Source organism: Candidatus Dechloromonas phosphoritropha (assembly GCA_016722705.1).
GTDB lineage: Bacteria > Pseudomonadota > Gammaproteobacteria > Burkholderiales > Rhodocyclaceae > Azonexus > Azonexus phosphoritrophus.
Genome location: JADKGN010000005.1, coordinates 323,509 through 348,822, shown reverse-complemented (window position 1 = coordinate 348,822; position 25,314 = coordinate 323,509). Strand labels below are relative to the sequence as shown.

Genomic DNA, 25,314 nt, shown 5'->3' with positions numbered 1-25,314 from the left:
TACTACTCGTGCTTCGGGCTGATCAGGTTCTCGAAAGAAAACACCTCGTCCCATTTCTGCTGCGTCATCAACTGGCGTTCCTTGACTACGATGTCGTGCAGCGACTTACCTGTCTCGTAGCCCTCGCGCGCGAGCTCGGCGCACTGCTTGTAACCCAGGGTCGGCTTGAGCACGGTGATGATGCCGAGCGAGTTGAGCACCATGTCACGCGAGTGTTCGGCATTGGCGGTGATGCCCTGGACGCAGTTCACGCGCAGGCTGTTGACTGCATTTTCCATCGTGAAAATGGAGGTAAACAGCGCGAAGGTGATCACCGGCTCCATCACGTTGAGCTGCAACTGTCCGGCCGAAGCGGCCAAGGTCACGGTCAGGTCGAGGCCGATCACCAGGAAGCTGGTCTGATTGACCACCTCGGGAATGACCGGATTGACCTTGCCCGGCATGATCGACGAGCCGGGCTGCATCTGCGGCAGGTTGATCTCGTTGAGGCCACAGCGCGGGCCCGAGGCAAGCAGCCGGATATCATTGCAGATCTTGGTCAGCTTGACCGAGGTGCGCTTGAGTACACCGGAAAGCAACACGTAAGCACCGGTGTCCGAGGTCGCCTCGATCAGGTCGCCGGCCAGGATGAAGCGGGTGTCGGTCAGTTCGGACAAATATCTGGTCGCGAGTTCCGGGTAACCCGGCGCGGCCGTCACCATGGTGCCTATCGCGGTGGCGCCGAGATTGATCTCGTGCAGGAGCTGGCGCACCTCGGCGATGCGCTGAACCTCCTCGCCGATTGTTGTCGCCCAGCCGTGGAACTCCTGCCCGAGCGACATCGGCACGGCATCCTGCAGGTGCGTGCGGCCCATCTTCAGTACCCGCTCGAACTCCTTGGCCTTGGCGGAGAAAGCGTCCTGCAGCCAGCGCAGCGCCTCCATGTAGCTGGCCAGACGCAGGATCAGCGTCAGGCGGAAGGCGGTCGGATAGATGTCGTTTGTCGATTGCCCGTAATTGACATGATCGTTGGGGTTGACGAACTGGTATTCGCCCTTCCGGTGGCCGAGGCTCTCCAGCGCCAGGTTGGCGATGACCTCGTTGGCGTTCATGTTGGTCGAGGTGCCGGCGCCGCCCTGGATGAAATCGGTGACGAACTGGTCGGCCATATCGCCGGCGATCAGCCGGTCACAGGCGCCGACGATGGCATCGGCAACCCGTGCATCGAGCACGCCGAGATCGCGGTTGGCCAGCGCCGCGGCCTTCTTGACATAGCCGAAGGCCTTGACGAAATACGGCTCGGCTGCCATCGGGATGCCGGTGATGTGGAAATTCTCCTTGCCGCGCAGCGTCTGTACGCCGTAATACGCCGTATCCGGCAGCTCCTTCTCGCCGAGGAAATCCTTTTCGATTCGCGCCATGTCCATTCCTTTCGAAAGATTGGGTACCGCCGCGGTCCCTCAGCCGACCCAAAGCACCCAGGGCGTCCCGATCAGCAGGAACACCAGCGTGCAGAAGGCTGTCGTCAGCAGCCCGAGACGGTACAACTCGCCCTGCGTCAGGTAGTCGCTGGCGACGAAGATGACATTCTGACTGCCACCCTGTGGCGTCAGTGTCGAAAAATAGCTGCTGGCAAAGAGCAGCGCAAAGCCCATCAGGCTGACCGGGACACCGGCCTTGACGCCAACGTCGAGAAAGACGCCGAGCAGCGCCAACACCTGCGCCGACTGGCTGACGAACATGTAGTGCATCACGACGTAGAGCAACAGCAGCACGACATAGGCAACCGGCCACGAGACATCGCCAAGCATCGAGGCCAGCCGCTCCCCGACATAGCCCATGAAACCCATCTCGTTGAGTTGCCCGCTCAGGGAGAAAAGCACCGCCAGCCAGAGGAAGGTCGCCAGCGTGCCGCCCTGCAGGTAAATGTCGTCGAGGGTCAGCACCCGGGTCGCCAACAGTGTGCCGAGACCGGCGATGGCCACCGCCGTGAGGTTCAGGTGCAGTGTTCCGCCAAGGATCCAGGCGCAGACCATGGTGGCAAAAACGACCGCCGTGATCCATTCGTCGCGTGACAGCGGCCCCATTTCGCGCAGCGCCTCGCGCGCGGCTTGCGGCGCACCGGGCGTGTCGGTCACCCCTGGCGGGAATAGCCGGTAAAGCAGGACTGGCAGCAAGCCGATCGCCACCAGCGCCGGCACCGAGGCAACCAGCAGCCAGGAGCCGAAACTGACTTTCAGGCCGTGTTCCGCCGCCAGCGAAACGCCGATCGGATTCGCCGAGGTGGCGGTCAGCCACAGCGCCGACGACACGCTGAGGCTGGCCATGCCGCAGAACATCAGGTACCCGCCGAGACGGCGCTTGGTCTCGTCCCCGGGAACCGACCCGCTGCTCTGGGCGAGCGCCAGAACGATCGGGTAAAGCACGCCGCCACGCGCGGTATTGCTCGGAAAGCCGGGAGCGATCAGGGCGTCGGTGATGAAAATGCTGTAAGCGAGCCCAAGTGTCGATTTGCCGAAAATGCTTACGACGCGCAGACTGAGCCTGCGGCCCAGTCCGCACTTGACGACCGACTGCGCAACGAGGAAGGCGACGACGACGAGCAGCACGCTCTGGTTGGCGAAACCGCCGAAGACCTTGACTGGGTCGAGCGTATCACTGAGCACTGCAGCAGCGCCGGCGAGCAGCGCCGCAGTCAACAGAGGAAAGGCATTGATGATGACGGCAAAGATTGCCGCGGCGAAAATGGCGAAGAGGTGCCAGGACTCGCGCGTCAACCCCTCGGGAATCGGCGCGAACCAGATGCCGAAGGCCAGTGCGAATGGCGCCAGTGCCTTCAAGATCTCGCGGATACGTGAATCGGGAGCAGTCATTGCTTGCCTCCTTGGGCAGGTGAAACCGGCGACGCCAGACGCGCCCATCCAGCAAGGTCGCTGACCCGTCCGCTGACGCCATCCTCACTTTCCGACAGCCGCTGCCAGGTAAAGGTATATTCGCCGGTGGCCCCGGCGTAACGGCCGGTTCCCCCGGTGAAGCGGCCCTTGAGCGAATGTCCGGGAAGCGCCGATTCGCCGCTCAGTTCGCTGAATGCCTTGTCACCGCGCTGGTCGATCCACACGCCGCGTCCCACCATGCCCGTTTGGCTGTCCGAGAAGCCGATGATCTCGGCCCGGAAGCCGAGCGCCGGCCGCTCCTGCCCGGCGAGCAGCAGTGAACCACTGACCCAGAAGATGCCCGCCTGATCGCCGGGGGCCAGTTGCATGATCTGGCGGTTGCCGGTGAATGACCAGGTACCGGTGAAAGTGCGGATATCCCCGGGTGTGGCGGGCACCGCTGGCGGGGTCGGCGGCTGGCCGCAAGCTCCGGCCAGCAGCACCGTGACTAGCGTCAAAACGCGCCAGCTCTGGCCAATAGATGGACTAACTGGACAATGCATCCTCGAATCTCCCCCTCAAGAAGACCTGCAAGCCGGCACCCCCCCGCCGACTGAAACCGGAACTGGCGGCGCGCCGATGAGCGCCAACAATAGCGCTTTCTCGGCCGCTGGAAAAGTGCCCGACGCTTCCCGCCGGCAAGCGGCAATGGGCGGCAAACCATGACGCGATGTCTTGCCTGCGCGCGACAGCAGGCGAACCGATTTGCCGTTCATCCGCCCGACGCTGACAACAGCCCTGAAAATCCACCTGAATTCGACGTTGACCGCGACAGGCTCGCCCGCGCCCATCCGCATTGAGCGAAGCTAACGGCACGCGCTCCATCGATCAGCAAGGCGGCAGTCATTGGCAGGCCGGCAGACGAAGTTCGCCGGAACGACTGAGCCGTGCTCCCGAACCGAACGCAAGCGGCTTCGCCAAAGTGGGCGCTATAAACGTCGGCCATGCACTCCGCATGAGCCACTACGGCGCCCGAGATGACCGACCGCGAAACCCGACTGCAAAACTTCGTTGACTGGTGTGCCGCCCATATCAAGGGCGACGAAGAGGGCGAAGCCGCCATCTTCCTCGATCACCTGTTCCGCGCCCTCGGCCACGGCGGGCTCAAGGAAGCCGGCGCCAACTGCGAGGAGCGCGTCAAGAAGGACGGCGGCGGCACCGCCTTCGCCGATCTCGTCTGGAAACCGGTCGTCCTCGTCGAAATGAAAAAGCGCGGCACCGACCTTGCAAAACACTATCGCCAGGCCTTCGACTACTGGACGCGCCTCGTCCCCAACCGGCCGCGCTACGTCGTCCTCTGCAATTTCGACGAATTCTGGGTCTTCGATTTCGAAACCCAGATGGATGCCCCGGTCGACCAGTTAAAACTGGCCGAATTGCCGCAGCGCTGGGGGCCGCTCGCCTTCCTCTTCGCCAAGCCGGAAACCCCGGTCTTCCAGTTCGACCACGAACAAGTCACGCGCGCCGCCGCCGACCTGCTCGCCACGCTTTACAACCACCTCGCCGGGCGCGGCATCGACGCCACCCTCGCCCAGCGCTTCGTGCTGCAAAGCCTGATGTGTCTGTTCGCCGAAGACATTGGCCTGCTCGACAGATATTTCTTCGCCCGTCTGCTCGACGAGTGCACCACGCCGGAGAAGAGTTACGACCTGATCGGCGCCCTTTTCGTCGAAATGAACACGCCGGGCAAGACCGCCGGCGGCCGCTACAAGGGCGTCGACTACTTCAACGGGGGCCTCTTCCGCGAACCTGCGCGCATCGAACTCGACGCCGACGAACTCGACCTGCTCAGGAACGCCGCCGCCTTCGACTGGCGCTACGTCCGCCCGGAAATCTTCGGCACCATCTTCGAGCACTCACTCGGCAGCACCCAACGCCACGCCTTTGGTGCCCATTTCACCAGCCCGGTCGACATCATGAAGATCGTCGGCCCGACCATCGTCGCTCCCTGGCGCGAACAGATCGAAAGCGCCAAAACCCTGAAGCGCCTCGAAGAACTGCTCGCCCGCCTGGAGAACTTCCGCGTCCTCGACCCCGCCTGCGGCTCCGGCAACTTTCTCTACATCGCCTACCGCGAACTCAAGCGGCTCGAAGCCCGCATCTACGAACGCATGGGCGAATTCGCCAGCCGCAACGCCGCCCAGCGCCCGTTCGGCTTCGTCACCAGCAAGAACTTCCACGGCATGGACATCCAGCCCTTCGCCGTCGAACTCGCCAAAGTGACAATGATGCTTGCCCACAAACTCGCCATCGACGAACTGCACGTCAACGAAAACCCGCTGCCGCTCGACAACCTCGACGCCAATTTCAGCGTCGGCGACGCGCTGATTCAGCCCGACGGCACGTGCACGACGTGGCCCAAGGTCGACGTCATCATCGGCAACCCGCCCTTCATCGGCGCCAAATTATTGAAACCGCTGCTCGGCGCCGATTACGTCAATGCCGTGCGCCGCGCCTACCCGGAAGTGCCGGGCATGGCCGACTACTGCGTGCACTGGTTCCGCCGCGCCCACGACCACCTGCCGCCTTGCTCCGCGCAAGACCCGGTCGCCGGCCGCGCGGGTTTGGTCGGCACCCAGAACATCCGCAACAACGCCTCGCGCATCGGCGGCCTCGACGTCATCTGCGCCGACGGCACGGTAATCGACGCCGTCGACAACCAGCCGTGGAGCGGCGAAGCCAACGTGCACGTTTCCATCGCCAACTGGATCAGGACACAGGAATCCGCCCTGCTGCCGAAGACCCGGCGGCTGTGGTTCAAGACCGCGCAGCGCGGGGCCAAGGAATACGATCTGGATTGCCGGGAGGTGGAACATATCAATTCGGCGCTGTCCGATACGGTCGACCTCGGAAAAGCGGCAATTTTGGAATGCAACACCAAGCCGCAGCGCTGCTTCAACGGACAAATGCTCGGCCATCAGGGCTTTCTCCTGACGCAAGAACAGCGCGTGGCAATCGTTGCCCGGGGCGCTCGTTCCTCAGAAATCATTCACCCTTACCTGAACGGTGTCGACGCCCTGACCGGCATGGCGCTTGATCGCTACGTCCTTGATTTCGAGCAGCGCGACATCCTGCAGGCTGCAACCTATCCCGCCGCCTACGAATGGGTAAAGACCCATGTGCTGCCCGACCGTGAGCGCAAAGCGGAAGAAGGCAAGGACAACGACGGAAAAATGCGCTCCCACCACAAAGCCTTTCTGGCCCGCTGGTGGCAACTGTCGTTTGGCCGACCGGAAATGCTATCGGTCATCAAGCCGCTGCCGCGTTACCTCTGCTGCGCCTACGTTACCAAGCGCCCGATCTTCATCTTTGCCTCGTCCGCCATCCGGCCGAGCAATCTCATTCAGGTTTTCGGTTTTGCCGACGACTACAGCTTCGGCATCCTGCAATCCAACGCCCATTGGCAATGGTTCGTCGCCAAGTGCGGCAAGCTGGCCGAGCGCTACCGCTACAGCGCCGAATCCGTCTTCGACACCTTCCCCTGGCCGCAAGCCCCCAGCGAAAAACAGATCGACGCCATCGCCGCCGCCGGCCGCGAAATCCGCCGTATCCGCGACGAGGCATTGGCCACGCTCGATGGCGGCCTGCGCGCCCTCTACCGTACCCTCGACCTGCCCGGCAAGAACCCATTGCGCGGCGCCCACGCCACGCTCGACAAAGCCGTTCTCGCCGCCTACGGTTTCAGCGCCAAAAAAGCCCTGCTCGAACAACTGCTCGCCCTCAACGCGACCGTCGCCGAACGCCTGAGCCAGCAACAACCCGTCACCGCCCCCGGCATCCCCGCCACCCACCGCCAGCCGGAAACCCTGCTTTCCGGCGATTGCTTTGGAAAGCAACACTGATAACAGCTATAATGTACGTAACAGATGTTTCATTCAGGAGACCTCCCATGCTGACGATGACCTCTCTCGAAGCACAGAACCGTTTTGGCGAACTGATCGACACCTCGCAGCGCGAGCCAGTCCTGATCACCCGCCGTGGGCGCCCCGTATCTGTCGTTATTTCCCCGCGCGGTGATGCGAAACTCGCCCTGTTGCAATTTATGAAAACTATCAGCGAACTTTCACCACTCAGCGGCAAGGAAGCTGCCAAGGCGCTTGATACGGTTCTTGCTGGCGTGGGCCAAGCCGCCGTGGCTGAAGGCCTGACCGAGGAAGCAGTTACCCGCATGATTGATGAGCACAACTGATCTGCCTGGTATCGTTTTCGATACCAACGCGCTGGTGAGCGCAGCGATTCTGCCAAGCTCACTCAGCCGTCGCGCTTTGTTGTTTGCCGCTGAAAACTTCCGGATCGCCCACTCCTCCGCAACATGGTTCGAACTGAGTGAAGTCATTGCCCGGGAAAAATTTGACCGCTATTTTCCTGGGGAAAGCCGTATTGATTTCCTTCTCGTCCTGGCGCGCATCAGCCAGTTCATCGAGCCTTCGGTATCGATTACCGATTGCATTGATCCTTCGGACAACCGATTCCTGGAGCTTGCACTCTGTGCCGAATCCGAAATCATCATCAGCGGTGACGATCATTTGCGCTCGATGAATCCGTGGCGAGGCATCGCGATCGCTTCGCCCAGTGAATTTCTTCAGCGTTACGCCTGATAAACTTTAGTTTCCACCCACCACAACACCAAGAGAGACACGCACATGAAAATCGAAACCATCGCCGTCCACGGCGGCTACAGCCCGGACCCGACTACCAAGGCGGTCGCCGTCCCCATTTACCAGACCACTTCCTACGCTTTCGACAGCACCCAGCATGGCGCCGACCTGTTTGACCTCAAGGTCGCCGGCAACATCTACACCCGGATCATGAACCCGACGCAGGACGTGCTGGAAAAGCGCGTCGCCGAGATGGAAGGCGGCATTGCCGGCCTGGCCATGGCTTCCGGCATGGCGGCGATCACCGCGGCGATCCAGACGATTACCGAGGCCGGCGACAACATCGTCACTTCGTCGACGCTCTACGGCGGCACCTACAACCTGTTCGCCCACACGCTGCCACAGTACGGCATCGAGGTGCGCTTCGCCGACTACCGCGACCCGGCTGCCTTCGAGAAGCTGATTGACGGCAAGACCAAGGCGGTCTTCTGCGAATCGGTCGGCAATCCCCTCGGCAACATCACAGACTTCGAAGAACTCGCCGAAATCGCCCACAAGCATGGCGTGCCGGTCATCGTCGACAACACCGTCCCCTCGCCCTACCTGTGCCGCCCGTTCGAACACGGTGCCGACATCGTCGTCCATGCGCTGACCAAGTACCTAGGCGGCCACGGCAATTCCATCGGCGGCATCATCGTCGATAGCGGCAAGTTCCCGTGGGCCGAGCACAAGGCCAAGTTCAAGCGCCTCAACGAGCCGGACGTTTCCTATCACGGCGTCGTCTACACCGAAGCCCTCGGCCCTGCTGCCTACATCGGCCGCGCCCGCGTCGTGCCGCTACGCAACATGGGCGCCGCGATCAGCCCGTTCAACGCCTTCCTGATTCTGCAGGGCGTCGAAACGCTGGCTCTGCGCATGGACCGCATCTGCGAAAACTCATTGCAGATCGCCAAATTCCTGAAGGGTCACGCCAAGGTAAGCTGGGTCAATTACGCCGGCCTGCCCGACCACAAGGACCACGCGCTGGTCCAGAAATACATGGGTGGTCGCGCTTCCGGCATTCTCAATTTCGGGGTCAAGGGCGGTAGCGTAGGCGGCGGCAAGTTCCAGGATGCGCTGCAACTGGTCACCCGCCTGGTCAATATCGGCGACTGCAAGACATTGGCCTGCCATCCGGCGTCGACCACGCACCGCCAACTTGGGCCGGAGGAGATGGCCAAGGCCGGCGTTTCCGAAGACATGATCCGCCTCTCCATTGGCATCGAGCACGTCGACGACCTGATCGCCGATCTCGACCAGGCGCTCAACGCCGCCTGATCGCGGCATCCGCCGACCAACGAACCCGGCCGCGTGCCGGGTTTTTCATGGCGGCACCGCGCTGCCGGGACCCGCTCCCCGGCGCCCTCAAGCGCTACGCAATTTGAGCATCCGCGTGACCCAGATTGCCGCGAAGGGAACAATCAAACCGAGCGCGATCGAAACCATGAACAACGCCCCCAACTGGCTGTAATCGGCCGTCTCCTTGATGGCCTGGGTGACCGGGTCACGGATTTCGCGGGTGACTTCGAAGATCTGGTTCAGATACTTTGTGCCGAGCTGCGACGCTGACAACGCGAGGTTGGTGAAGGAGGCCATCACCGCGAAGTAGGTCGCCTTGAGATTCGCCGGCGCGGAGTTGGCGATCCAGGCCAGCATCGGCACCATGGCGATCTGCCCGAGTGGCGACTCCAGCGCGGTGTCGATCAAGGCAATGAAGCGGGCATCGACGATCCCGCCGGTGTGTGCCGCGCTCCATTCATGCAGGCCGTGGTACATGCCGAGCGTCGGCAGACTCAACAGCGTGCCGGTGAGGGTCAGGAAGCCAACGATGTAAGCTATCGAACGCTCGCCCATGAAGCGACGGAAGCCGAACAGGCCGAACAGGGTCAGCACGCTGGCGATCAGCGACAGCCTGGCGAGAAAGGACTGGTCGAAGCCCAGCACATCGATCATCCACCAGGTGGAGCCGGCACCGGGACCGGGCATGGCGCGGAAGACGAAGATGACGATTGCCGTGCCGAGCAGGGTCCGCCTGGAATTCTCATCCAGCTCGCGCAGCAGCCTGGCCATCAGGAAGGTGATGACGGAAAGGGAACCGAGAAAGATGATTTCCTGACCGAACTCGAGCTGCGAGACGCCCACGGAAACGCTTATGGCGACGAACACCAGACTGCCGCCAAGGATCCACCAATCGGGCTGGACCGTATCCGCTGGCGACTCCAGCATCGCGCGCAGGCTGGTCTCGTCAAAGCCCCGGGCGCGCAGCCGCGCTGCGTCGCGCCGCTCGATCAGACTCGCCAGCAGCACGCCGGCAACCGAGATTGCCGGGACGACCAGCGCCATGCCGTAGACTTGGGCGTAGATCGCTATCCGTGCCGCATTCGGCAAGCTTTCGACACCCCGGAACATTAGCACGTTCACCAGCGACACGAGCACGCCACCGCCGATGATGGCGACGCGACCCAGGGTCTGCAGCGTGGTGTTCATCAGCCGTCGCGCTTCCGGCGGCAGCGTCTCGCCCCGGTCGTTTACCCGCGGTACCGCTTCCACCGTCATGGCGTCCGCGACCACGTCCTGCAGGACGTAGCCCACCGGAGAAAGTATGGCGGAGAGAACGAACCAGGCCTCCAGCGACATTATTTCGCCCATGCGCTGCGGTTCGGCCACCAGGCCAAGCATGATCAACAGGCTGGCCGCGATCAGCGCGGCGCCCAGCCACACCAGACCGGCCTTGTGACGCCATGCCAGGTCGACCAGGTGGCCGAGCGGCATCTTCAGCGCCCACGGAATTCCAGCCCAGAAACCCAGTGCCGCAAGGAAGGCCGCGGAAAGACCGAGGTACTCCTTGACGAAGAAGGTTCCGACGATCCCGGTCAGTCCGGACACCCCCGCCGCGACATAGACCATCAGCGGTGGCAGGTAAGAAAGCCGCATCTCGCGGCCGAGTTCGAGGATATTGTCGTCAAACCAGCGACGGGTGGCAGCGAGCACGGCAGGACTCCGGCAAATCTGTAATTGGGGGACGGTTCCGGCAAGGCAAGGCCAGCAACGTTGACCGGACCATGCCGGTGGCCGTGGTGGCACATGCGCAAGCATGGAAACCGCGCTATCGCGCTATTGTGCACCAGGACTTCACGGGGTGCCGACCCGCAGCCGCCAACGCAAGTCCTGAAGACCCAGCCTGGATTTTCAGGATACTTCGGGACGACACAACCCATTGACTCCGACTGACAGCCCTAGGATACTCAAGCAAGTTGGGTTGAAGCTCCCATCCATCTCCACCTCACACATGAATAGCGGCGCCCAAGCGCTGATGCAACAAGCCAATCCGGAACGAGACCATGCCAAGAACCATCGGAAGAATCCTCAAGTGGGTGCTGGTAGCGCTCCTTGTAATCGGCGTCGCTCTGCTCGTCTTGCGGTCGTTTCGGGTACTCGGCGGCCCCCCCTTGCAGCCGTGGCATACCTTTGTTCCCCAGGAACTTAGAGCCGATCAGCTCGACGCGGCGGACTGGAGCCATTACCTTGCCCGGGAGGACGAGATTATGGCCAGCGTGCGCGCCGAGGTCAGCCAGAAACTGGCACCCGACCAGCGCGTGCCGATCAATCGCTACTTCGAGGCGAGCCCAGTCTACCCCGCGCGCTTCGCGCATGACTGGAATCGCTCCTACGTCATGGAACCGGATGGAAAACCGGTCGGCGTGGTCGTTCTGCTACACGGACTGACTGATTCGCCTTACAGCCTGCGCCATATCGCGAGACACTATCGCGATCAGGGTTACCTCGCGATCGGAATCCGCTTGCCGGCCCACGGCACAGTGCCTGCCGGCCTGACCGACGTTCGCTGGGAAGACTGGATGGCAGCGACGCGACTGGCCGTGCGCGAAGCGCGTCGGCGCGTCCCGGCTCCGGCACCGCTGCATCTGGCCGGGTTCTCGAACGGCGGAGCGCTGGCGATGAAGTACTCGCTCGACGCGCTGGAAAGCCCGCAACTTCCCAGAGCCGACCGCGTGGTGCTGTTCACGCCGATGATCGGCATCACACGATTTGCGCGCTTTGCCGGTCTGGCCAGCCTGCCGGCGCTGCTGCCGCCATTCGCGAATGCCGCCTGGCTCAGCGTCATTCCGGAGTTCAACCCGTTCAAGTACAACTCGTTTCCGGTCAACGGCGCACGCCAGTCCTTCCGCCTGACCGACGCGCTGCAGGCGCAGATCCAGCGCATGGCGCGCGCGGGCAGCCTGGGCGCCCTGCCGCCGGTGCTGACCTTCCAGTCGGTGATCGATTTCACCGTCAGCACGCCGGCGATCCTGACGGCGCTCTACGCGAACCTGCCCGACAACGGCAGCGAAATCGTACTTTTCGACGTCAATCGGACGCTCAAGTTCACTCCGCTGCTGCGTCCGGCCTCCTTCGTCGCGATCGACCGCCTCGCACCCACCGAACCCGTGACCTACCGTTTCACCGCTATCGCCAATGCCAATTCCAATGCCAACGACAATAGCGAGGCCACGGTCGAGCGCAGCATCGCGCCCGGCCAGTTGCAGGCCGCGGTTCGCCCACTGAACCTGCCCTATCCGGTGGGAATCTTCTCGCTGTCGCACCTCGCGATCCCGATTCCGATGGACGATCCGCTATACGGCATGGATCCCGACCCGAAGACGAAGGATGACTACGGCTACAACCTGGGCGCGATGGATGCCCGTGGCGAGCGCGGCGCGCTGATCGTCGACCAGGATTTTCTGACGCGGCTGTCATCCAATCCGTTTTTTCCGTACCTGCTCGAACGAATCGACGGTGAGATAAGCCGGCCGTCGAGCCCGTCGGGGCGCAATATCGCGACAACCGTTGCGCCGGGCCTGCCGGTGCGCATCGAAGCCGTGCTGTCGACGCTCCTTCCGGGCGACGAAGGGTTGCAGCCGTTTGCCGGCCCCTGACCGGGGCTGACAGTGCGCGGGGTTGGCAAGGTGGTGGCGAAGCCAGCGGCGATGCCTCGCTCGTTCTCAGCAACGGTGTGGTCAGTCTGATTTGCTTGCTCGGCGACAACCCGTCGCTGCCAGTGGCCGTCGGCTTCATCGCGGCGGTGGGAGCCGGCAGATACCAATGTGTCGATACCGGCCTTCTTCGCTTTCTGCCTGTTTTCCAAGGTCGACCGCAACAATCAACCCCTTTGTGGGTAACCAGACGCATCCCGGTGTCAGCCACCCTATCTGGACAAGGCCGGACAACCTACCGATGTCGCGGCGCGCGGCTGGCGATTACACCGGTTGACCAACGACCCATGGTCAACCTGCGTCAACGGCAACTGGCGCATGATTTCTTGCTCCGAGGACAACGCTGCCGTTCTCATCAATTATCAGGATTGCCGCCAGAAGTGCGCGATAAGTCGTATGCATAACCCCGCCCAACCGGACGAAGTTCTCCGGGAATGGATCCCGGAAAGATGACCGTCACGCGGGCCGCCGAATAACTTGGCGTGTTGCGCGTCATGCTGTTGACGATTCTAAACGGCAAGTCTGGCTTCTCGGCGGCGATGGCCCTTGCACCGGAAGCCTGGCTTGACATGCAGGCTGCACCGGATTTGTGGCTGGCAGAAGGCCACCACAACCTGACGGTCAGCACCGTACAACTCAACTACGCAAAATGCCCAAATCTCTGATGCAATGAAGGTGCAATCGGTACAGGTGCCTTTAGGTCCCGGCCCCGCCTTGGCCTTTCATCGTTCTTCGACGTTATGCGTGCCTCCCGTGGCCGGCGATACAACGGCATCGTCCTGTCGTGCCTGCTTGTGCAGAAGGCGCTGGTTTTTCTCCGCACTGGCGAAAACATAGCGACCGGACAAAACGCAGCCTTTCATACCGGGGTCGCAAGTTAGCTGATTGACCTTGTGACATAAGCCGTCGATTTCGTGCGGGCAACCCCATGATCCTGCCATGTTTCCTCCTGAGAATCTTAATTAGGCCAAACCACCCGGGCGGATCGTCGCCATGGTCCAAGAGCAGGCAGCGGACTCTTTCCTGCCTTCGTTTGCCGAAACCCTCGCCTGTGGATCATCAATGCGGATGCTCGGGGTCTCGGAAAAAAATACTGGATGATCCATTAGCGCTCTCCTTCGGCAGAACCTCCCGCACTCTTTTCCGTGGAGATTTCCGAGTTCTCGCTGACATCAATGCCCCAGTCGCCCCAGCTATACCAATCGTCTCCCAGCATCTCGGCTGGGTGCTGGGTGCGACCGGAACCGTTTCCGCACTGTAGTGAATCCACCGAGCAATATTTGTCGCATCCCCAACAGGTTCGCTCGGGATGCTTAGGGTGCAACGGAAACTTCTTCGCCATTTCGGGCGACTTGAAGGATACGGGTTTGGTGCTCATATTCTGTGGCCTCCAATTTATCACTGCACTCGCTGCTCACTGGAGAGTACCGCATGATGCTGACTGGGCCGAGAGTGTCGACACCGTTAATGAAAGATCAAAAGCTTGGATGCTAGCTGCGCACCAGCAGTTCCTCCAGTTTGCGCGGTGCACACACCAGATCGGCTAGTGTGTATTCGTCCAGTGTGGCGAACAGGGCATCGAAGACGCTTACCAATATCGCAGCAAGCCGGCAGGCCGGCGCAATGCGGCAGGCCCCGGCATCATCCGCCAGGCATTCGACAATCGGCGCGCCACCTTCGCTGGCGCGAATAATCTGCCCCAGCCGGATGTCCTCGGGCTCGTGCGCCAGGCGGATGCCGCCGCCCTTGCCGCGTATTGATTCGATGACTCCGGCGCGCGCCAGTTGATGTACCACCTTCATCAGGTGATTCCCCGAGATGTCGTAGGCGGCCGCAATCTCTGGAATGGTCGCAAGCCGGTCACGGTTGAGAGCGAGGAACATCAACACGCGCAGAGTGTAGTCGGAGAAAGTGGTAAGTCTCATGGCAACAGGCCCATAAGTAAAAGGTATGCTTAATATATAGCTTTACGAAAAAGACGATGCTACGATGAAGATGTATAAATTATACAGCTTCTAATACGTCATGACCTAACTTCAGTAGCGGATGAATTGCGGCGAGCTTTCAAATACATCAGTCCATTCGCCGCGCCAACCGAAAGCAGAGGTTGCTCTCGCGTTAAGGCAGACTTAAGCGTTGGCATGCATGCTGCAAGCGCCCCACTAAAGGGCGGAACCCTACCTGGAGGACTTATGTCTACAGTAGTGCGCCTCACGAAGCTTCTGTCTCTTGCCGCTTTTTCTTTCTGCCTTTCCACTACCTCTGCGTTTGCCGCCGAAGCGAGCGGCCATAGCCACGACCACGCGGGAGCTCCGGTCAAACTATCGCTCGACGAAGGCAAGAAATGGGCGTCCGACGAGCCCTTGCGCAAGGCGATGACCAATATCCGCAACGCCATGGAAGGATCGCTGCACGCGATTCACGAAGGCAAGCTGTCCGTCACCAAGTACGGCGCCCTGGCCAAAAAGGTCAACGGCGAGGTCGGCTACATGGTGAGCAACTGCAAACTTGAGCCTAAGGCCGACGCGCAACTGCACCTGATCATAGCCGAGATACTCGAAGGCGTTGAGGCGATGGAGGGCAAGGTTAAGAAGCTGAAGCGCCAGGACGGCGCGGTGAGAGTGATAGGCGCGCTGGAAAACTACGGGACCTATTTTGATGACCCGAGTTGGAAGCCGATCAAGCATTGAGATCGGGCATGCCGTGCTGGCGGTGCGCGTTCTCGGCCTCCTCGGCGGCGAATCTTTCTGCACCGCGAAGGCGGGCTGGTTGATGCCTTCGCACACTGCGGTACTACATTGCCACGCTGCTGGCCAGCGTCCTGCGCGGCAAGCGGCAAACTCAAGGAGCGACTGATGGGCACCATCGTTGAACCGGGTCTGGAAATCTTCAAACAATCGGCCGACGCCGAACGGGAAGGGAAATGGACGAGCGAACGCGTACTCTCGGTCCGTTACTGGACACCGACGCTGCTGAGCTTTCGCACCACGCGCTATCGCTCTTTCCGCTTCACGCCGGGGCACTACACGCGCCTCGGACTCGGCGCTACCGACACCATTGTCTGGCGGCCCTACTCTATGGCGTCAGCGACTTACGAAGATTTCCTCGAATTCATCGCGGTGCTGGTGCCGGGTGGCGCGTTCTCGGAAGAATTGCAGAAATTGCACGTCGGCGACACGCTGCGCGTCGACAAGGCCAGCTACGGCTTCCTCACTGCCAATCAACTCGCGCCGGGCAAAGATCTGTGGCTGCTGGCCAGCGGGTCGGGGATCGGCCCTTTCGCGTCGATATTGCGCGATCCTGCGGTCTGGCAGGACTACCAACGCCTGATCATGGTGCACAGCGTACGCCAGTCAGCCGAGCTCGCCTGGCGCAATGAAATCATCGCCCTACCCAACCAGGCATTGTTTGCGGAGGCGAAGGCGACACTGCACTACATCCCGGTGGTCACTCGCGAACCGGGCGCCAACGCACTGACGGACCGCATCCCGCTGCTGCTCGCCGATGGCCGATTACAGCAGGAGGCTGCCACACCGATTGACGTCGCGTCTTCACGCGTGATGGTGTGCGGCAACCCGGATCTGGCGCGCGAACTTAGACAATGGCTGGGATCGCGCGGCTTCGCCACTAACCGTCGCGGCTTGCGCGGTCAGATGGCCTTCGAGAATTACTGGTAATTGGAGCATGCCACCCCGATGAAACGCCACCCACAACTTCAGGATCTCTCCCGCGAACATTACAGTGCGCTGAAACTCGCGCGTGCCGCCCGACAAGCCGCCGAGTCCGGAGAGATGGATGCAATGACAGCGTTCGCGCAACGCGTAGTCCGCGTCTTCGCCACCGAACTCGATCCGCACTTTCGCGTTGAGGAACAAGGCATCCTGGTGGCTCTGGCGCGGGCTGGCGAAAATGAACTCGTCGAGCGCACCCTGAGCGAGCATGCGGAACTGCGACGCCTTACCATGCTGCTGTCTGATCCCGATGCGGTCACGCTATTGCGCTTCGCCGATCTCCTCGCGGCGCATGTCCGCTTCGAGGAACGCGAGCTGTTCGAGGCGGCGCAACATCAAATGGCTGCAAGTTGATCGCGCAGCGGGCAGCCACTCGTCGGCCTTAGGCAAAGCTTTCGATAACGCCGAAGACCCAACGCGTTGTAGATTACCGTGAAGGGCGGCTTAACGATCAGTGTGCGGCCAGTTCACCGCCATTTGGCATCAGGCAGAAATGCGTCGAATCAAGACCCTGAATATGCCGATGAAATTAGTCAGGCCGGGTTGCCACGGCCTATTCATTTTTGCCTGTTTCCCGCGGTCGACCGCAGCAATCAGCTTTTTTGTGGGTCGCCAGCATCATCACCTGGAGCCTTGCCAACTTCAAACGCGCCAAAAGATTTGCGGTCAACGTGCTGACACCCCGCGAATTTCTCAATCAACTGGAGAACCCGACATGAGCACCATCAGCATCCGTCTTCCCGATTCCCTACATCAGATCGCGAAAACGATTGCCGCCGAAGATCATGTCTCGATGAACCAGTTCATCGCCTCGGCCGTCGCCAAAAAGGTGTCGGCATTGACCGCCGAAAGCTATCTCAAGGAATGCGGAGAGCGTGCCTCGGCGGAAATGTTCCGGGCAGCACTCGTCACCGTACCAGATGGCGAACCGGAGGAGTTCAACCGAAAGTGAACTTCCGTTGCTGACCGCCAGCTACGAAACAGAAATGTCTCTGAGCATCTTTATTTCTGGAGCTTAGCCATAGGCAGGCGCTTGGTTTCGTCGCGCTTGGAGGCCGGCAGGCGTTCGGCGACGACGATGGCTCATCCGGAACTTGCGAATACAATAGCGTGGTTTGTCCCATTAACGCCCCCATTAACGCTATTGGTGGTTCCGTCCAGCGCGTACTATCGGCCACTATGCACAGTTTGAAACTATGCACAGTTGCCTCGGGATTCGCAACGCTGGCCGCTGTTGAAGCCGGCGCTGGTGCACATAGTTACAGCGTCTGGAGGAATCGCATGAGTAGGTCAGGCGCCTTGAAACGACGGATCATCGTGTCAGGCGCCTCCAACCTCGCGAGTGCTTTCTCCTTCATCGCCAGGTCGGCCTCGACATTACGGTGTGTTGTAGTGGTGCTTTCGTGCCCCAGCCACAGCGCGATCACATTGAACGGAACCCCTGATTGCAACAGATGCATGGCTGTCGTATGCCGAATTATGTGCGGCGAAATGCGCTTCTTCACGATGCTCGGCGCTTGATTGGTGGCGCGCGCGACGGCAAGCTCAAGGCGCTGAACAACATTTGATCGCGACATCGCATGTCCTTCGCGGTTCGGCAGCAAGGGTTCCTCACCACGTAACGCCGGGTTTAGTCGAAGCCAGGCACGAACCTCTGTGACCGTGGTATGCCAGAGAGGAACCGATCGCTGTTTGCGCCCCTTACCGTGCAGATGCACGCATGCGCCACCGTCAAGGACGACGTCCGTAACACGTACGCCAATGATCTCGGAGACCCGGGCGCCGGTGTTGTAGAGCATGGCCAAGAGCAGATGGTCGCGCTGAGAGGTCCAGGTTTCCCCGGGTTGCCCCAAGACTGCGAGCATCTCCTCGCGCGTGAGGAAGCCGAGCATGGGGCGCTCGAACCGCTTCATCGGAACTGCAAGCGCTCGCTCGACCACGTGCAGCGAAGCCACGTCACGTCGGCCGGCGAATTTCAGAAACGCCCGTAGAGCCGTCAGTCGAAGATTCCGGCTACGCACGGCGTTATGTCGCTCGCGTTCCAGATGATCCAGAAACGCCAGGATTAGATCCGGCTGAATGTCATTGAGTTTCAGGCTCGTCGCCGCCCTCTTCAAACGCTGACTGGAGAAGTCCAGGAACAGCATGAGCGCATCGCGATAGCAGGCCACCGTACGCGGACTGACTGCACGTTGTGTGACCAGATACTCGGTGAAGAACTGCTGAACCAGAGAGGCAAACGATGGCGGCCTCGGTGCAATGGCTTTACGCATCGGGCACCTCCCTCTGATGCATGTAGGACTCGAATCGTCCTGCGGCGAGCGCCATCAACTCCGGCACTGCCGAGAGATACCAGTAGGTGTTGGTTACATGCGCATGGCCGACGTACGTCGATAACGACAGCATCGCCTGATCCGATGTCCACTCCTTGCGCCATCCACAGCAAGATGCGGCGCACGACGAAGGTGTGCCTCAAATCGTGGATGCGAGGAGCGTGATGCGCTCCCCGGTTGCGCCAACCCAATTGCTCACGCAAGTTGGCGAATACGCGATGCACCTGATGACTATCCATAGGTAGTCCGAGTCGTTGGCCCCGAGTAGCAATAAAGAGCGGAGCCTCGCCCTGTTCAAAGTTTCCCACCAGATTGCGCATCCAAAGATAGCGGCGCAATGCGACCACAGTGCTGGGGTGTAGTGCTACTTGCCGCGACTTGCCGAACTTTGCTTGGTGGATAGTGAGCATGCTGTACTTGAGGTTGATGTCTTCGTTACGCAGTGCCAGGACTTCGGAGATTCGCATTCCGGTACTGGCAATCAGACCAAACAGCGTTTCATACACGACGCACCGCAATCCCTGCGCAGGCCCAAGACGCCGGGCGGCAGCCAGCAGATCGACGATCTCCTGCTCGCTATAGATATGCGGCGCCAGTCGTTCCGGCAGCGGTCCGAAGATGGCGTCGTCAGGCACCTCAGTGTGCGGTTCAAATTGCTGTAGCCAACGCAGAAAGGTACGCAGCAGCTTCAGTCGGCGCGCCCAAGTAAGTGGATCTGTGCTTCCGTGACTGTCGTGCCGTGCCCAGTCGGTCATGACATCTACGGTCAGTGGCCCACGATAGCGGACTGCCAGAACATGTTTCGCGAAGCTGCGTAGGGCGTATGCCTGAGTGTGGTCAGAGAAACCCAGGCGGTGACGCTCGACCAAATAGCCCTCAACACGCCTGTGCAGTGAGACCGTACTCATGACGTGCTCCCTGGCCATGGGAGTGCAACCTCAATGAGCTTTCGACTGTCGAGTTTGGCGTAGATCATGGTGGTGTTCAGAGAACGGTGGTGTAGGACGTCTGCCACCTCCTTGAGGGAAGATCCTCCGGCCAGGAGTCGATTGGCCATCGTATGGCGCAGCAGGTGAGGGCGCGTATAGGGAAGCCCTGCGCGCGCGAAGGCTTGGCGGATCGTTTTGCGAACAAGATCGGGGCCAACGGGTACATCGCGTGGTGCCACATGGCGCACGAAGACGGCGCGGTTGCTGGTCTTGGGCCGTTCGTGCTGCAGGTAGGCTGCGATGGCTTTACCAGTGGCCACAGGCAGTGGCAGCACGTCCTCGCGGCGCCCCTTGGTATGTCGCAGCGTGATCGTTCCGGCGCGCCAGTCGATATCATCGAGGCCGATTCGCGCAACCTCGCCGCTACGTAGTCCAAGATCGAGCGCACAGTGCACAATGGCCTCAGCGCGCCGCATTGAGCGACCGGACTGACCAAGCGCGCCGATTAACTGCTCGACTTCCTCGGCCGTCAGGGTCTTGGGTAACGAGGATAGCTGCCAGTTGGCGGGAAACGAAAGCACGCCGATCAGTCCATGCACTTCATTGCCAAGCGATGTGCGGTAGCGGAAGTACCCGTGCAATGCCGACACCACCGTGCCGGCCGTTGCCGGCTTGCTGTAAAGCTTGGCTTGTTGTGCGAAGAACCGACGAACATGGTCGGGCTTGATCGCGGCAATGTCGATGGCACCGTCGCCGAAGCGGGAGACCAGCAACCTGCCTACGATGCGTAAGGCGATGCTCCGGGTCTTGGGTGCCAGGCCGCGCACGTGATCCATGTACGTATTGTAGCGCACCAGTTCCTCATCTACCGGCGTCGACTTCACCGTTGGTTGCGCAACGGCGCCGCGAGCACGCAGCACGACGAGAAGATGTCCCAGCGCGGCGCTCAGACTGCGACGATCACTACAAATCGGACCGGTGCATCGGCATTCAGGAAGATGCCTGTCAAGGAATTCGGCAACGACTGGTTCGTCAATGCGCCGGACCTGCAAACGTCGGCTACGCGTCCATTGGGCGAAGTGGGCAATGCTGCGCATGCAACTGCTGAACGTGTTCGCCGCGTACCCACGCTCAGTCAGGTACTGCTTGTACGCATCAATTTGAGGCGCGAAAGGGCCCTCGACAAGCCAGTCGATACGGTTGAATCGTGATGATTGGGTGTTTCCCATGGTGGTCTCCTGAAGTGGAGCCACCACTGCACTCTGTGACAAAAACTATGTCCAGCTCTTTACCGCGCCACTTCCCAGAGAGCCAGGCCACGACTGTCTCGGTGACTTTCTATCGATGCCAACTGTGCATAGTTTCAAACTGTGCATAGTGGCCGCTATGTAAAGGTTTACATAGCGGCCAGAAGCGGCCTGTTAGCCGTCAACAAATCCGGTCACTCGGATGGCCATTCCGCTCTGAAAGCCGCCGGATGACCTATTCGTGCTTCTCGGCCACTGCCGCCATTATCTCCGCATATGGCGGATGGCCGATATGGGGTCGCTTACCGGTCATAGGCAGGAAAACCGTGCCGAACGGCAGCTTTGATGATTTCTCCACAGCAACTACGTGCCCAATTCGACCGGTAGGTTAACCTTCAACTTGGACGGTCCGCTGGAGCGAAATGTTGGAGTCCATCGGATCGCTTCCGCCATACGCTGGCAAGCCAAGGTTGTTGCACAAGCGGCAGCCCGGGGGGGCGATAGTAGTGCTCCAGTTCCTGGAATGCTGCCGTCTCGAGATACGCCCGCCATGATTGGAGGTCGTGATAGACACCAAACCGACCGCGATTCCAGCCCTCTTCGTTATTCCCACGAGGATTCGAGGTGAATAGAACACCATCGGGTCGGAGGGACGCACGCAACTCGCTCAACACGCGTGGAAGCTCTTGGCGTGGCACATGGAAGAGTGAGGCATTGGCGAAGATGCCGTCGAAGTGGCGGGCGGGAAGCTTCAGCGTGAGGAAATTCTGTTCCCACACTTCGCAGCCGCTGTGCTTGCGCGCCATGGTCGCGAGCGCCGGGGAGCCGTCGAGACCAACCGGCTCGTGCCCCAATGCGCGAAGTGCCGTCAGATCACGCCCGGGGCCGCACCCGAAATCGAGTATGCGCAGTGGTGGCGCCCCGCGCATGTGCCGCAGCAGCGCCTCGATGTTCTGCTTCACATCGTGGTCGCGCGTGCCTTCCCAGAACTCGGCGGCGCGCACGTTGTAGTGTTCGAGCGTATTCGCGGTGATGAGCCCAAAGTCCTCAAGCAGTGGCGTCATTGCTTTCCTTTGATTATCTGGTGAGATCCAAATATGACGATTTCCGCTTCTCCGGCAAGATAGCGGAACAAATCCAAATGCTTGCCATTGGCGTAAGCGAATGCCTTCTTGTTATCTCCTACCGGCTGCTCGGTTAGTGCAACATCCGTTCTGTAAATTCTTTTCCTGTTGGTTTTGCGTGGCTGTGCTGGCCGGAGCGATGAGGGCGCGTAGCGCCCGAAGCGCAGAGGACGGCACAGCCGCGCGGCGAAACATTGACCGGCTACTCCCGCAGGCGATTTCTTCGGGGCATTCTTACCCATTCCCACGAAAGAATCGACAGCATGGCACAACGCGTAGAACATCACCCTCTGGATGCCGCTTTTGCGGCGCTGCTGAACAACGGTCTGGATGGCGCCGGCGAAGCGCTGCGTATCCTGGTCAATGAGGCGAGCCGGATCGAGCGCAACTATTTTCTCAATGCCCAACCCCATGAACGTACTGCCGAACGCACCGATTACGCCAACGGCTTCAAGCCCAAAACGATGATGACCCGGGTCGGCGAACTGACCTTTGACGTCCCTCAGGTGCGCGGCGGTGGCTTCTATCCCAGCGCCCTGGAGAAAGGGTCACGGACCGAGCAGGCGCTCAATATCGCCTTGGCCGAAATGTATGTACAGGGGGTTTCCACCCGCAAGGTGATCACCGTCCTGCAAGCCTTGCTTGGGCCAGAGGTGTCGATTTCTTCGACGCAGGTGAGTCGTGCCGCCGAACAACTGGATGCCGGGTTAGCTGCCTGGCGTGAGCGGCCGCTCGATGAAACGCCTTATGTCTTTCTCGATGCCCGTTACGAGCGGGTGCGCGAAGGCGGGCAACTGGTCGATTGTGCCGTGCTGGTGGCAGTCGGCATCACGCAGACCGGGCATCGCCGGGTGCTCGGGGTTTCTGTTGCCTTGTCCGAGGCAGAGGTGCATTGGCGGGCTTTCCTGGATAGCCTGGTGCGGCGAGGACTCAAGGGCGTCAAGATGATCATCGCCGATGCGCATGCCGGTCTCAATGCGGCACGCCGCGCCACCTTGCCCAGCGTACCCTGGCAACGTTGCCAGTTCCACCTGCAACAGAACGCGCAGTCGTATGTCACACGTCTCGATCAGCGCAAACCCGTGGCGCAGCGGATTCGGGCGATCTTCAATGCGCCGGATAAAAGCGAAGCGGAGCGCCTCTTGCGTCAGGCGATCGAGGGCTGGCGGACCGAGGCGCCCAAACTTGCCCAGTGGGGCGAGGAAAATCTGCCAGAGGGCTTCGCTGTCTTTAATTGGCCAGTGGCCCAACGCGTCCGGTTGCGCACGACCAACGGCCTCGAACGCATTAACCGCGAGATCAAACGCCGTACCCGGGTGGCTTCCATCTTCCCCAACACCGCTTCCTGCCTCCGCCTCGTCTCAGCGCTCCTCGCCGAATGCGATGAGGAGTGGATGACCGGGAAAATCTATCTCAACCTCAAAGACTGAGCCCATCCCGATGGAATCGCCTGAGAACTTTTACAGAAAAAAAGTTGCACTGCCGCTGCTCGGAATAATGGCCGTCGAGGCAATGGCAGCGGTGTAGCAGAAGATTCCCACTCACGCTATTGGCCAAAACGCCGATCCTCTCCAAAGAGCCGCTCCAGTTCTTCGGCTCCCGCCTTCGAGGCCGCAATGAGTTGCGCCTCATCCTCATGAATCTTGTGCTGCCGGGCGAGCAAATTTTCATCATGCTGGCGAAACAACCGCACGGTTTCCAGCACATCTGCCGGCGAATAGCCCAGCTCCACCAAGATGTCACGCGCCAGTTCGAGGCTCGACAGCAGTGTTTCGCGAATCAGTTTATCCACGCCGATGTCCATTAGCCGGTAGGCATGCACGCGGTTGCGGGCGCGGGCGTAAATCTTGAGGTGCGGATAGTGCTTTCTGACCATCGCGGCGGTCTTGACCGAGGCATCGATATCGTCGATGGCGAGCACGAAAATCTCGGCGAGGTCGGCACGGGCCGCGCGCAGCAGATCGAGCCGGGAAGCATCCCCGAAGTGGATCTTGTTGCCGAATTTGCGTACGAAATCGACCTGCTCGAAGCTTGCCTCAAGCGCGGTAAAAGGGATGCTCTTTATGCGAAGCGTACGGCCGATCATCTGACCGAAACGGCCAAAGCCGGCGATTATCACGCGGTGCTCGCGTGGCTCGATCTGGTCGAACGGTCGCGGCTCGGCAACCCCATCGTGGCCGATCTTGAGCCATTTTTCGTTAATGCTCACGAGCAGTGGGGTGACCACCATGGATAGCGAGACCACGACGACCAACGTATCCGCCAGCGTTTTATTGAGGATGTCCGATCCCGCGGCAACCCCGAACAGAACGAACGCGAACTCGCCACCCTGAGAGATGTACAAGGCAAGATTCACCGCGGAGCCGTGGCTATATCGGTTGAGCCGCGCGAGCGAATAGAGGATCAGCGCCTTGACAGCCATCAGCCCAACGGTCAAACCGAAGATCGTGAGCGGCTGCTGCGCCACCAGGCGCAAGTCGACCGACATGCCGACCGCAATGAAGAACAGGCCGAGCAGCAGCCCCTTGAACGGTTCGATATCGGCCTCGAGTTCGTGTCGGTACTCCGAATCCGCAAGCAGGACGCCGGCGAGAAAGGATCCCAGCGCCATGGACAGGCCTGCCTGCTGCATGAACAGCGCCATACCCACCACGACGAGCAGCGTGGCGGCGACAAATACCTCGTGGCTATTGGCAGTGGCGGCGAGACGCAGATATGGACGAAGCAGCCAGTGCCCAGCGATGATAACGGTGCATACCATGGCCACAACCTTGGCGGCGCCAAACCAATCCCAGCCTTGACTCATACTCCCGTCCAGCAGTGGGAAAACCGCCAGCAGGGGAATCGCGGCGAGATCCTGAAACAGCAGGATTGCGAATGATGCTCGGCCGTGCTGGCTTGTGAGTTGCTTCCGCTCGGCGAGAATTTTCAGCGCCAATGCGGTAGAGGATAGCGACATCGAAAGCCCGACGATAAACGCCGCCACTGGAGGTAATCCAAATAACAGAGCAATACCGCCAAGGGTCAAGCCGGTAACGAGAAGCTGCGCACCACCCAGGCCGAACACCGGGCGGCGCATCGCCCAGAGGCGCGAGGGTTGCAGTTCGAGGCCGATAACAAACAACAGAAGCACAACGCCGAGTTCGGCGACATGCAGGATTCTGTCGACATCGCCGACCAGGCCCAACAGCCACGGGCCAATAAGCATGCCGGCAGTCAGGTAGCCAACCACGGTGCCCAGACCGAGCCGCGTGAATAAGGGAACAGCAATGACTGCCGCTGCCAGAAAAATTACCGCTTCTTGCATCCAGGACTGGTTCATCGCTTCCTCGTGTCTGACTGCGCCGACTCTGGATCAGAGTACCGACGACCCGCAAAAGATTCTCAGATTCCCCAAAAAGCACCTTAAA

General features: G+C 60.7%; 21 protein-coding genes and 2 pseudogenes. 11 read left to right on the top strand and 12 right to left on the bottom strand.

Annotated elements, in window-relative coordinates; all coding sequences use genetic code 11:
* Nucleotides 1-2: 2 nt before the first annotated feature.
* The 3 genes from IPP03_21265 to IPP03_21255 are packed head-to-tail and all read right to left on the bottom strand — an operon-like array spanning nt 3 to nt 3,370.
* Nucleotides 3-1,400: an aspartate ammonia-lyase gene (locus tag IPP03_21265; GenBank protein ID MBL0355037.1), complete on the bottom strand. Its 1,398-nt coding sequence runs from the start codon at nt 1,398-1,400 to the stop codon at nt 3-5.
* A 39-nt stretch (nt 1,401-1,439) separates the two neighbouring features.
* Entirely contained in the window at nt 1,440-2,852 is a 1,413-nt protein-coding gene (locus tag IPP03_21260; GenBank protein MBL0355036.1) for a DASS family sodium-coupled anion symporter, read from the bottom strand.
* A complete protein-coding gene (locus IPP03_21255) occupies nt 2,849-3,370 on the bottom strand; it encodes a hypothetical protein (protein ID MBL0355035.1) in 522 nt (173 codons plus the stop codon). Before IPP03_21255 ends, IPP03_21260 begins: the two co-directional genes overlap by 4 nt.
* A 519-nt stretch (nt 3,371-3,889) precedes the next feature.
* Between IPP03_21255 and IPP03_21250 the strand changes: the two genes are divergently transcribed.
* The 4 genes from IPP03_21250 to IPP03_21235 are packed head-to-tail and all read left to right on the top strand — an operon-like array spanning nt 3,890 to nt 8,827.
* On the top strand, nt 3,890-6,754 hold the full coding sequence (locus tag IPP03_21250; protein MBL0355034.1) for a class I SAM-dependent DNA methyltransferase: 2,865 nt from the start codon (nt 3,890-3,892) through the stop codon (nt 6,752-6,754).
* A 47-nt stretch (nt 6,755-6,801) separates the two neighbouring features.
* Complete coding sequence (locus IPP03_21245; protein ID MBL0355033.1) at nt 6,802-7,101, top strand: type II toxin-antitoxin system Phd/YefM family antitoxin; 300 nt, start codon at nt 6,802-6,804, stop codon at nt 7,099-7,101.
* Nucleotides 7,102-7,135: 34 nt separating this feature from the next.
* Nucleotides 7,136-7,510: a putative toxin-antitoxin system toxin component, PIN family gene (locus IPP03_21240; GenBank protein MBL0355032.1), complete on the top strand. Its 375-nt coding sequence runs from the start codon at nt 7,136-7,138 to the stop codon at nt 7,508-7,510.
* Nucleotides 7,511-7,555: 45 nt separating this feature from the next.
* Nucleotides 7,556-8,827, top strand: coding sequence for an aminotransferase class I/II-fold pyridoxal phosphate-dependent enzyme (locus tag IPP03_21235; GenBank protein ID MBL0355031.1), 1,272 nt, complete (start codon nt 7,556-7,558; stop codon nt 8,825-8,827).
* Between the two features lie 87 nt (nt 8,828-8,914).
* On the opposite strand, the gene IPP03_21230 is transcribed toward IPP03_21235, so the two are convergent.
* Nucleotides 8,915-10,540 (bottom strand): hypothetical protein, encoded by a 1,626-nt coding sequence (locus tag IPP03_21230; GenBank protein ID MBL0355030.1) that lies wholly within the window; start codon nt 10,538-10,540, stop codon nt 8,915-8,917.
* A 350-nt stretch (nt 10,541-10,890) separates the two neighbouring features.
* Here IPP03_21230 and IPP03_21225 point away from each other — a divergent pair, with 350 nt between their 5' ends.
* Complete coding sequence (locus tag IPP03_21225; protein ID MBL0355029.1) at nt 10,891-12,483, top strand: alpha/beta hydrolase; 1,593 nt, start codon at nt 10,891-10,893, stop codon at nt 12,481-12,483.
* A 453-nt stretch (nt 12,484-12,936) separates the two neighbouring features.
* Nucleotides 12,937-13,139, top strand: a pseudogene (locus tag IPP03_21220) (addiction module antidote protein, HigA family).
* 506 nt (nt 13,140-13,645) lie between these two features.
* Here IPP03_21220 and IPP03_21215 read toward each other — a convergent pair.
* Entirely contained in the window at nt 13,646-13,882 is a 237-nt protein-coding gene (locus tag IPP03_21215) for a DUF3079 domain-containing protein (GenBank protein ID MBL0355028.1), read from the bottom strand.
* Nucleotides 13,883-14,030: 148 nt separating this feature from the next.
* Entirely contained in the window at nt 14,031-14,465 is a 435-nt protein-coding gene (locus IPP03_21210) for an Rrf2 family transcriptional regulator (GenBank protein ID MBL0355027.1), read from the bottom strand.
* A gap of 279 nt (nt 14,466-14,744) precedes the next feature.
* On the opposite strand from IPP03_21210, the gene IPP03_21205 reads away from it, so the two are divergent.
* The 4 genes from IPP03_21205 to IPP03_21190 all read left to right on the top strand — a co-directional run bounded on the left by IPP03_21205 (nt 14,745) and on the right by IPP03_21190 (nt 17,223).
* Complete coding sequence (locus tag IPP03_21205; GenBank protein ID MBL0355026.1) at nt 14,745-15,230, top strand: hypothetical protein; 486 nt, start codon at nt 14,745-14,747, stop codon at nt 15,228-15,230.
* A gap of 165 nt (nt 15,231-15,395) precedes the next feature.
* Nucleotides 15,396-16,217, top strand: coding sequence for a ferredoxin--NADP reductase (locus IPP03_21200; protein MBL0355025.1), 822 nt, complete (start codon nt 15,396-15,398; stop codon nt 16,215-16,217).
* Between the two features lie 18 nt (nt 16,218-16,235).
* Nucleotides 16,236-16,625 carry a hemerythrin domain-containing protein gene (locus IPP03_21195; GenBank protein ID MBL0355024.1) on the top strand — a complete coding sequence of 130 codons (390 nt, stop codon included), beginning with the start codon at nt 16,236-16,238 and terminating at the stop codon, nt 16,623-16,625.
* Between the two features lie 361 nt (nt 16,626-16,986).
* Nucleotides 16,987-17,223 carry a toxin-antitoxin system HicB family antitoxin gene (locus IPP03_21190; GenBank protein MBL0355023.1) on the top strand — a complete coding sequence of 79 codons (237 nt, stop codon included), beginning with the start codon at nt 16,987-16,989 and terminating at the stop codon, nt 17,221-17,223.
* 307 nt (nt 17,224-17,530) lie between these two features.
* On the opposite strand, the gene IPP03_21185 is transcribed toward IPP03_21190, so the two are convergent.
* The 5 genes and pseudogenes from IPP03_21185 to IPP03_21165 all read right to left on the bottom strand — a co-directional run bounded on the left by IPP03_21185 (nt 17,531) and on the right by IPP03_21165 (nt 22,188).
* Entirely contained in the window at nt 17,531-18,544 is a 1,014-nt protein-coding gene (locus IPP03_21185; GenBank protein MBL0355022.1) for a site-specific integrase, read from the bottom strand.
* Nucleotides 18,537-19,512: pseudogene (locus tag IPP03_21180) on the bottom strand (tyrosine-type recombinase/integrase). Before IPP03_21180 ends, IPP03_21185 begins: the two are co-directional and overlap by 8 nt.
* Complete coding sequence (locus tag IPP03_21175; GenBank protein ID MBL0355021.1) at nt 19,509-20,762, bottom strand: tyrosine-type recombinase/integrase; 1,254 nt, start codon at nt 20,760-20,762, stop codon at nt 19,509-19,511. Before IPP03_21175 ends, IPP03_21180 begins: the two are co-directional and overlap by 4 nt.
* A 413-nt stretch (nt 20,763-21,175) precedes the next feature.
* Nucleotides 21,176-21,844, bottom strand: a complete 669-nt coding sequence (locus IPP03_21170) for a class I SAM-dependent methyltransferase (GenBank protein ID MBL0355020.1) — start codon at nt 21,842-21,844, stop codon at nt 21,176-21,178.
* Nucleotides 21,841-22,188, bottom strand: a complete 348-nt coding sequence (locus IPP03_21165; protein ID MBL0355019.1) for a hypothetical protein — start codon at nt 22,186-22,188, stop codon at nt 21,841-21,843. Before IPP03_21165 ends, IPP03_21170 begins: the two co-directional genes overlap by 4 nt.
* Here IPP03_21165 and IPP03_21160 point away from each other — a divergent pair.
* Nucleotides 22,168-23,334 carry an IS256 family transposase gene (locus IPP03_21160; protein ID MBL0355018.1) on the top strand — a complete coding sequence of 389 codons (1,167 nt, stop codon included), beginning with the start codon at nt 22,168-22,170 and terminating at the stop codon, nt 23,332-23,334. The two genes, IPP03_21165 and IPP03_21160, sit on opposite strands and share 21 nt — an antisense overlap.
* A 116-nt stretch (nt 23,335-23,450) precedes the next feature.
* Here IPP03_21160 and IPP03_21155 read toward each other — a convergent pair whose 3' ends face one another.
* Complete coding sequence (locus tag IPP03_21155; GenBank protein MBL0355017.1) at nt 23,451-25,226, bottom strand: cation:proton antiporter; 1,776 nt, start codon at nt 25,224-25,226, stop codon at nt 23,451-23,453.
* Nucleotides 25,227-25,314 lie beyond the last annotated feature (88 nt).

What these genes read in the sequence shown, in the direction of transcription:
- IPP03_21265 (MBL0355037.1), bottom strand. Translation starts at nt 1,400, where the DNA reads ATGGCGCGAATCGAAAAGGATTTCCTCGGCGAGAAGGAGCTGCCGGAT.
- IPP03_21260 (MBL0355036.1), bottom strand. Translation starts at nt 2,852, where the DNA reads ATGACTGCTCCCGATTCACGTATCCGCGAGATCTTGAAGGCACTGGCG.
- IPP03_21250 (MBL0355034.1), top strand. Translation starts at nt 3,890, where the DNA reads ATGACCGACCGCGAAACCCGACTGCAAAACTTCGTTGACTGGTGTGCC.
- IPP03_21245 (MBL0355033.1), top strand. Translation starts at nt 6,802, where the DNA reads ATGCTGACGATGACCTCTCTCGAAGCACAGAACCGTTTTGGCGAACTG.
- IPP03_21235 (MBL0355031.1), top strand. Translation starts at nt 7,556, where the DNA reads ATGAAAATCGAAACCATCGCCGTCCACGGCGGCTACAGCCCGGACCCG.
- IPP03_21225 (MBL0355029.1), top strand. Translation starts at nt 10,891, where the DNA reads ATGCCAAGAACCATCGGAAGAATCCTCAAGTGGGTGCTGGTAGCGCTC.
- IPP03_21215 (MBL0355028.1), bottom strand. Translation starts at nt 13,882, where the DNA reads ATGGCGAAGAAGTTTCCGTTGCACCCTAAGCATCCCGAGCGAACCTGT.
- IPP03_21210 (MBL0355027.1), bottom strand. Translation starts at nt 14,465, where the DNA reads ATGAGACTTACCACTTTCTCCGACTACACTCTGCGCGTGTTGATGTTC.
- IPP03_21200 (MBL0355025.1), top strand. Translation starts at nt 15,396, where the DNA reads ATGGGCACCATCGTTGAACCGGGTCTGGAAATCTTCAAACAATCGGCC.
- IPP03_21195 (MBL0355024.1), top strand. Translation starts at nt 16,236, where the DNA reads ATGAAACGCCACCCACAACTTCAGGATCTCTCCCGCGAACATTACAGT.
- IPP03_21190 (MBL0355023.1), top strand. Translation starts at nt 16,987, where the DNA reads ATGAGCACCATCAGCATCCGTCTTCCCGATTCCCTACATCAGATCGCG.
- IPP03_21185 (MBL0355022.1), bottom strand. Translation starts at nt 18,544, where the DNA reads ATGCGTAAAGCCATTGCACCGAGGCCGCCATCGTTTGCCTCTCTGGTT.
- IPP03_21175 (MBL0355021.1), bottom strand. Translation starts at nt 20,762, where the DNA reads ATGGGAAACACCCAATCATCACGATTCAACCGTATCGACTGGCTTGTC.
- IPP03_21170 (MBL0355020.1), bottom strand. Translation starts at nt 21,844, where the DNA reads ATGACGCCACTGCTTGAGGACTTTGGGCTCATCACCGCGAATACGCTC.
- IPP03_21160 (MBL0355018.1), top strand. Translation starts at nt 22,168, where the DNA reads ATGGCACAACGCGTAGAACATCACCCTCTGGATGCCGCTTTTGCGGCG.
- IPP03_21165 (MBL0355019.1), bottom strand. Translation starts at nt 22,188, where the DNA reads ATGTTCTACGCGTTGTGCCATGCTGTCGATTCTTTCGTGGGAATGGGT.
- IPP03_21155 (MBL0355017.1), bottom strand. Translation starts at nt 25,226, where the DNA reads ATGAACCAGTCCTGGATGCAAGAAGCGGTAATTTTTCTGGCAGCGGCA.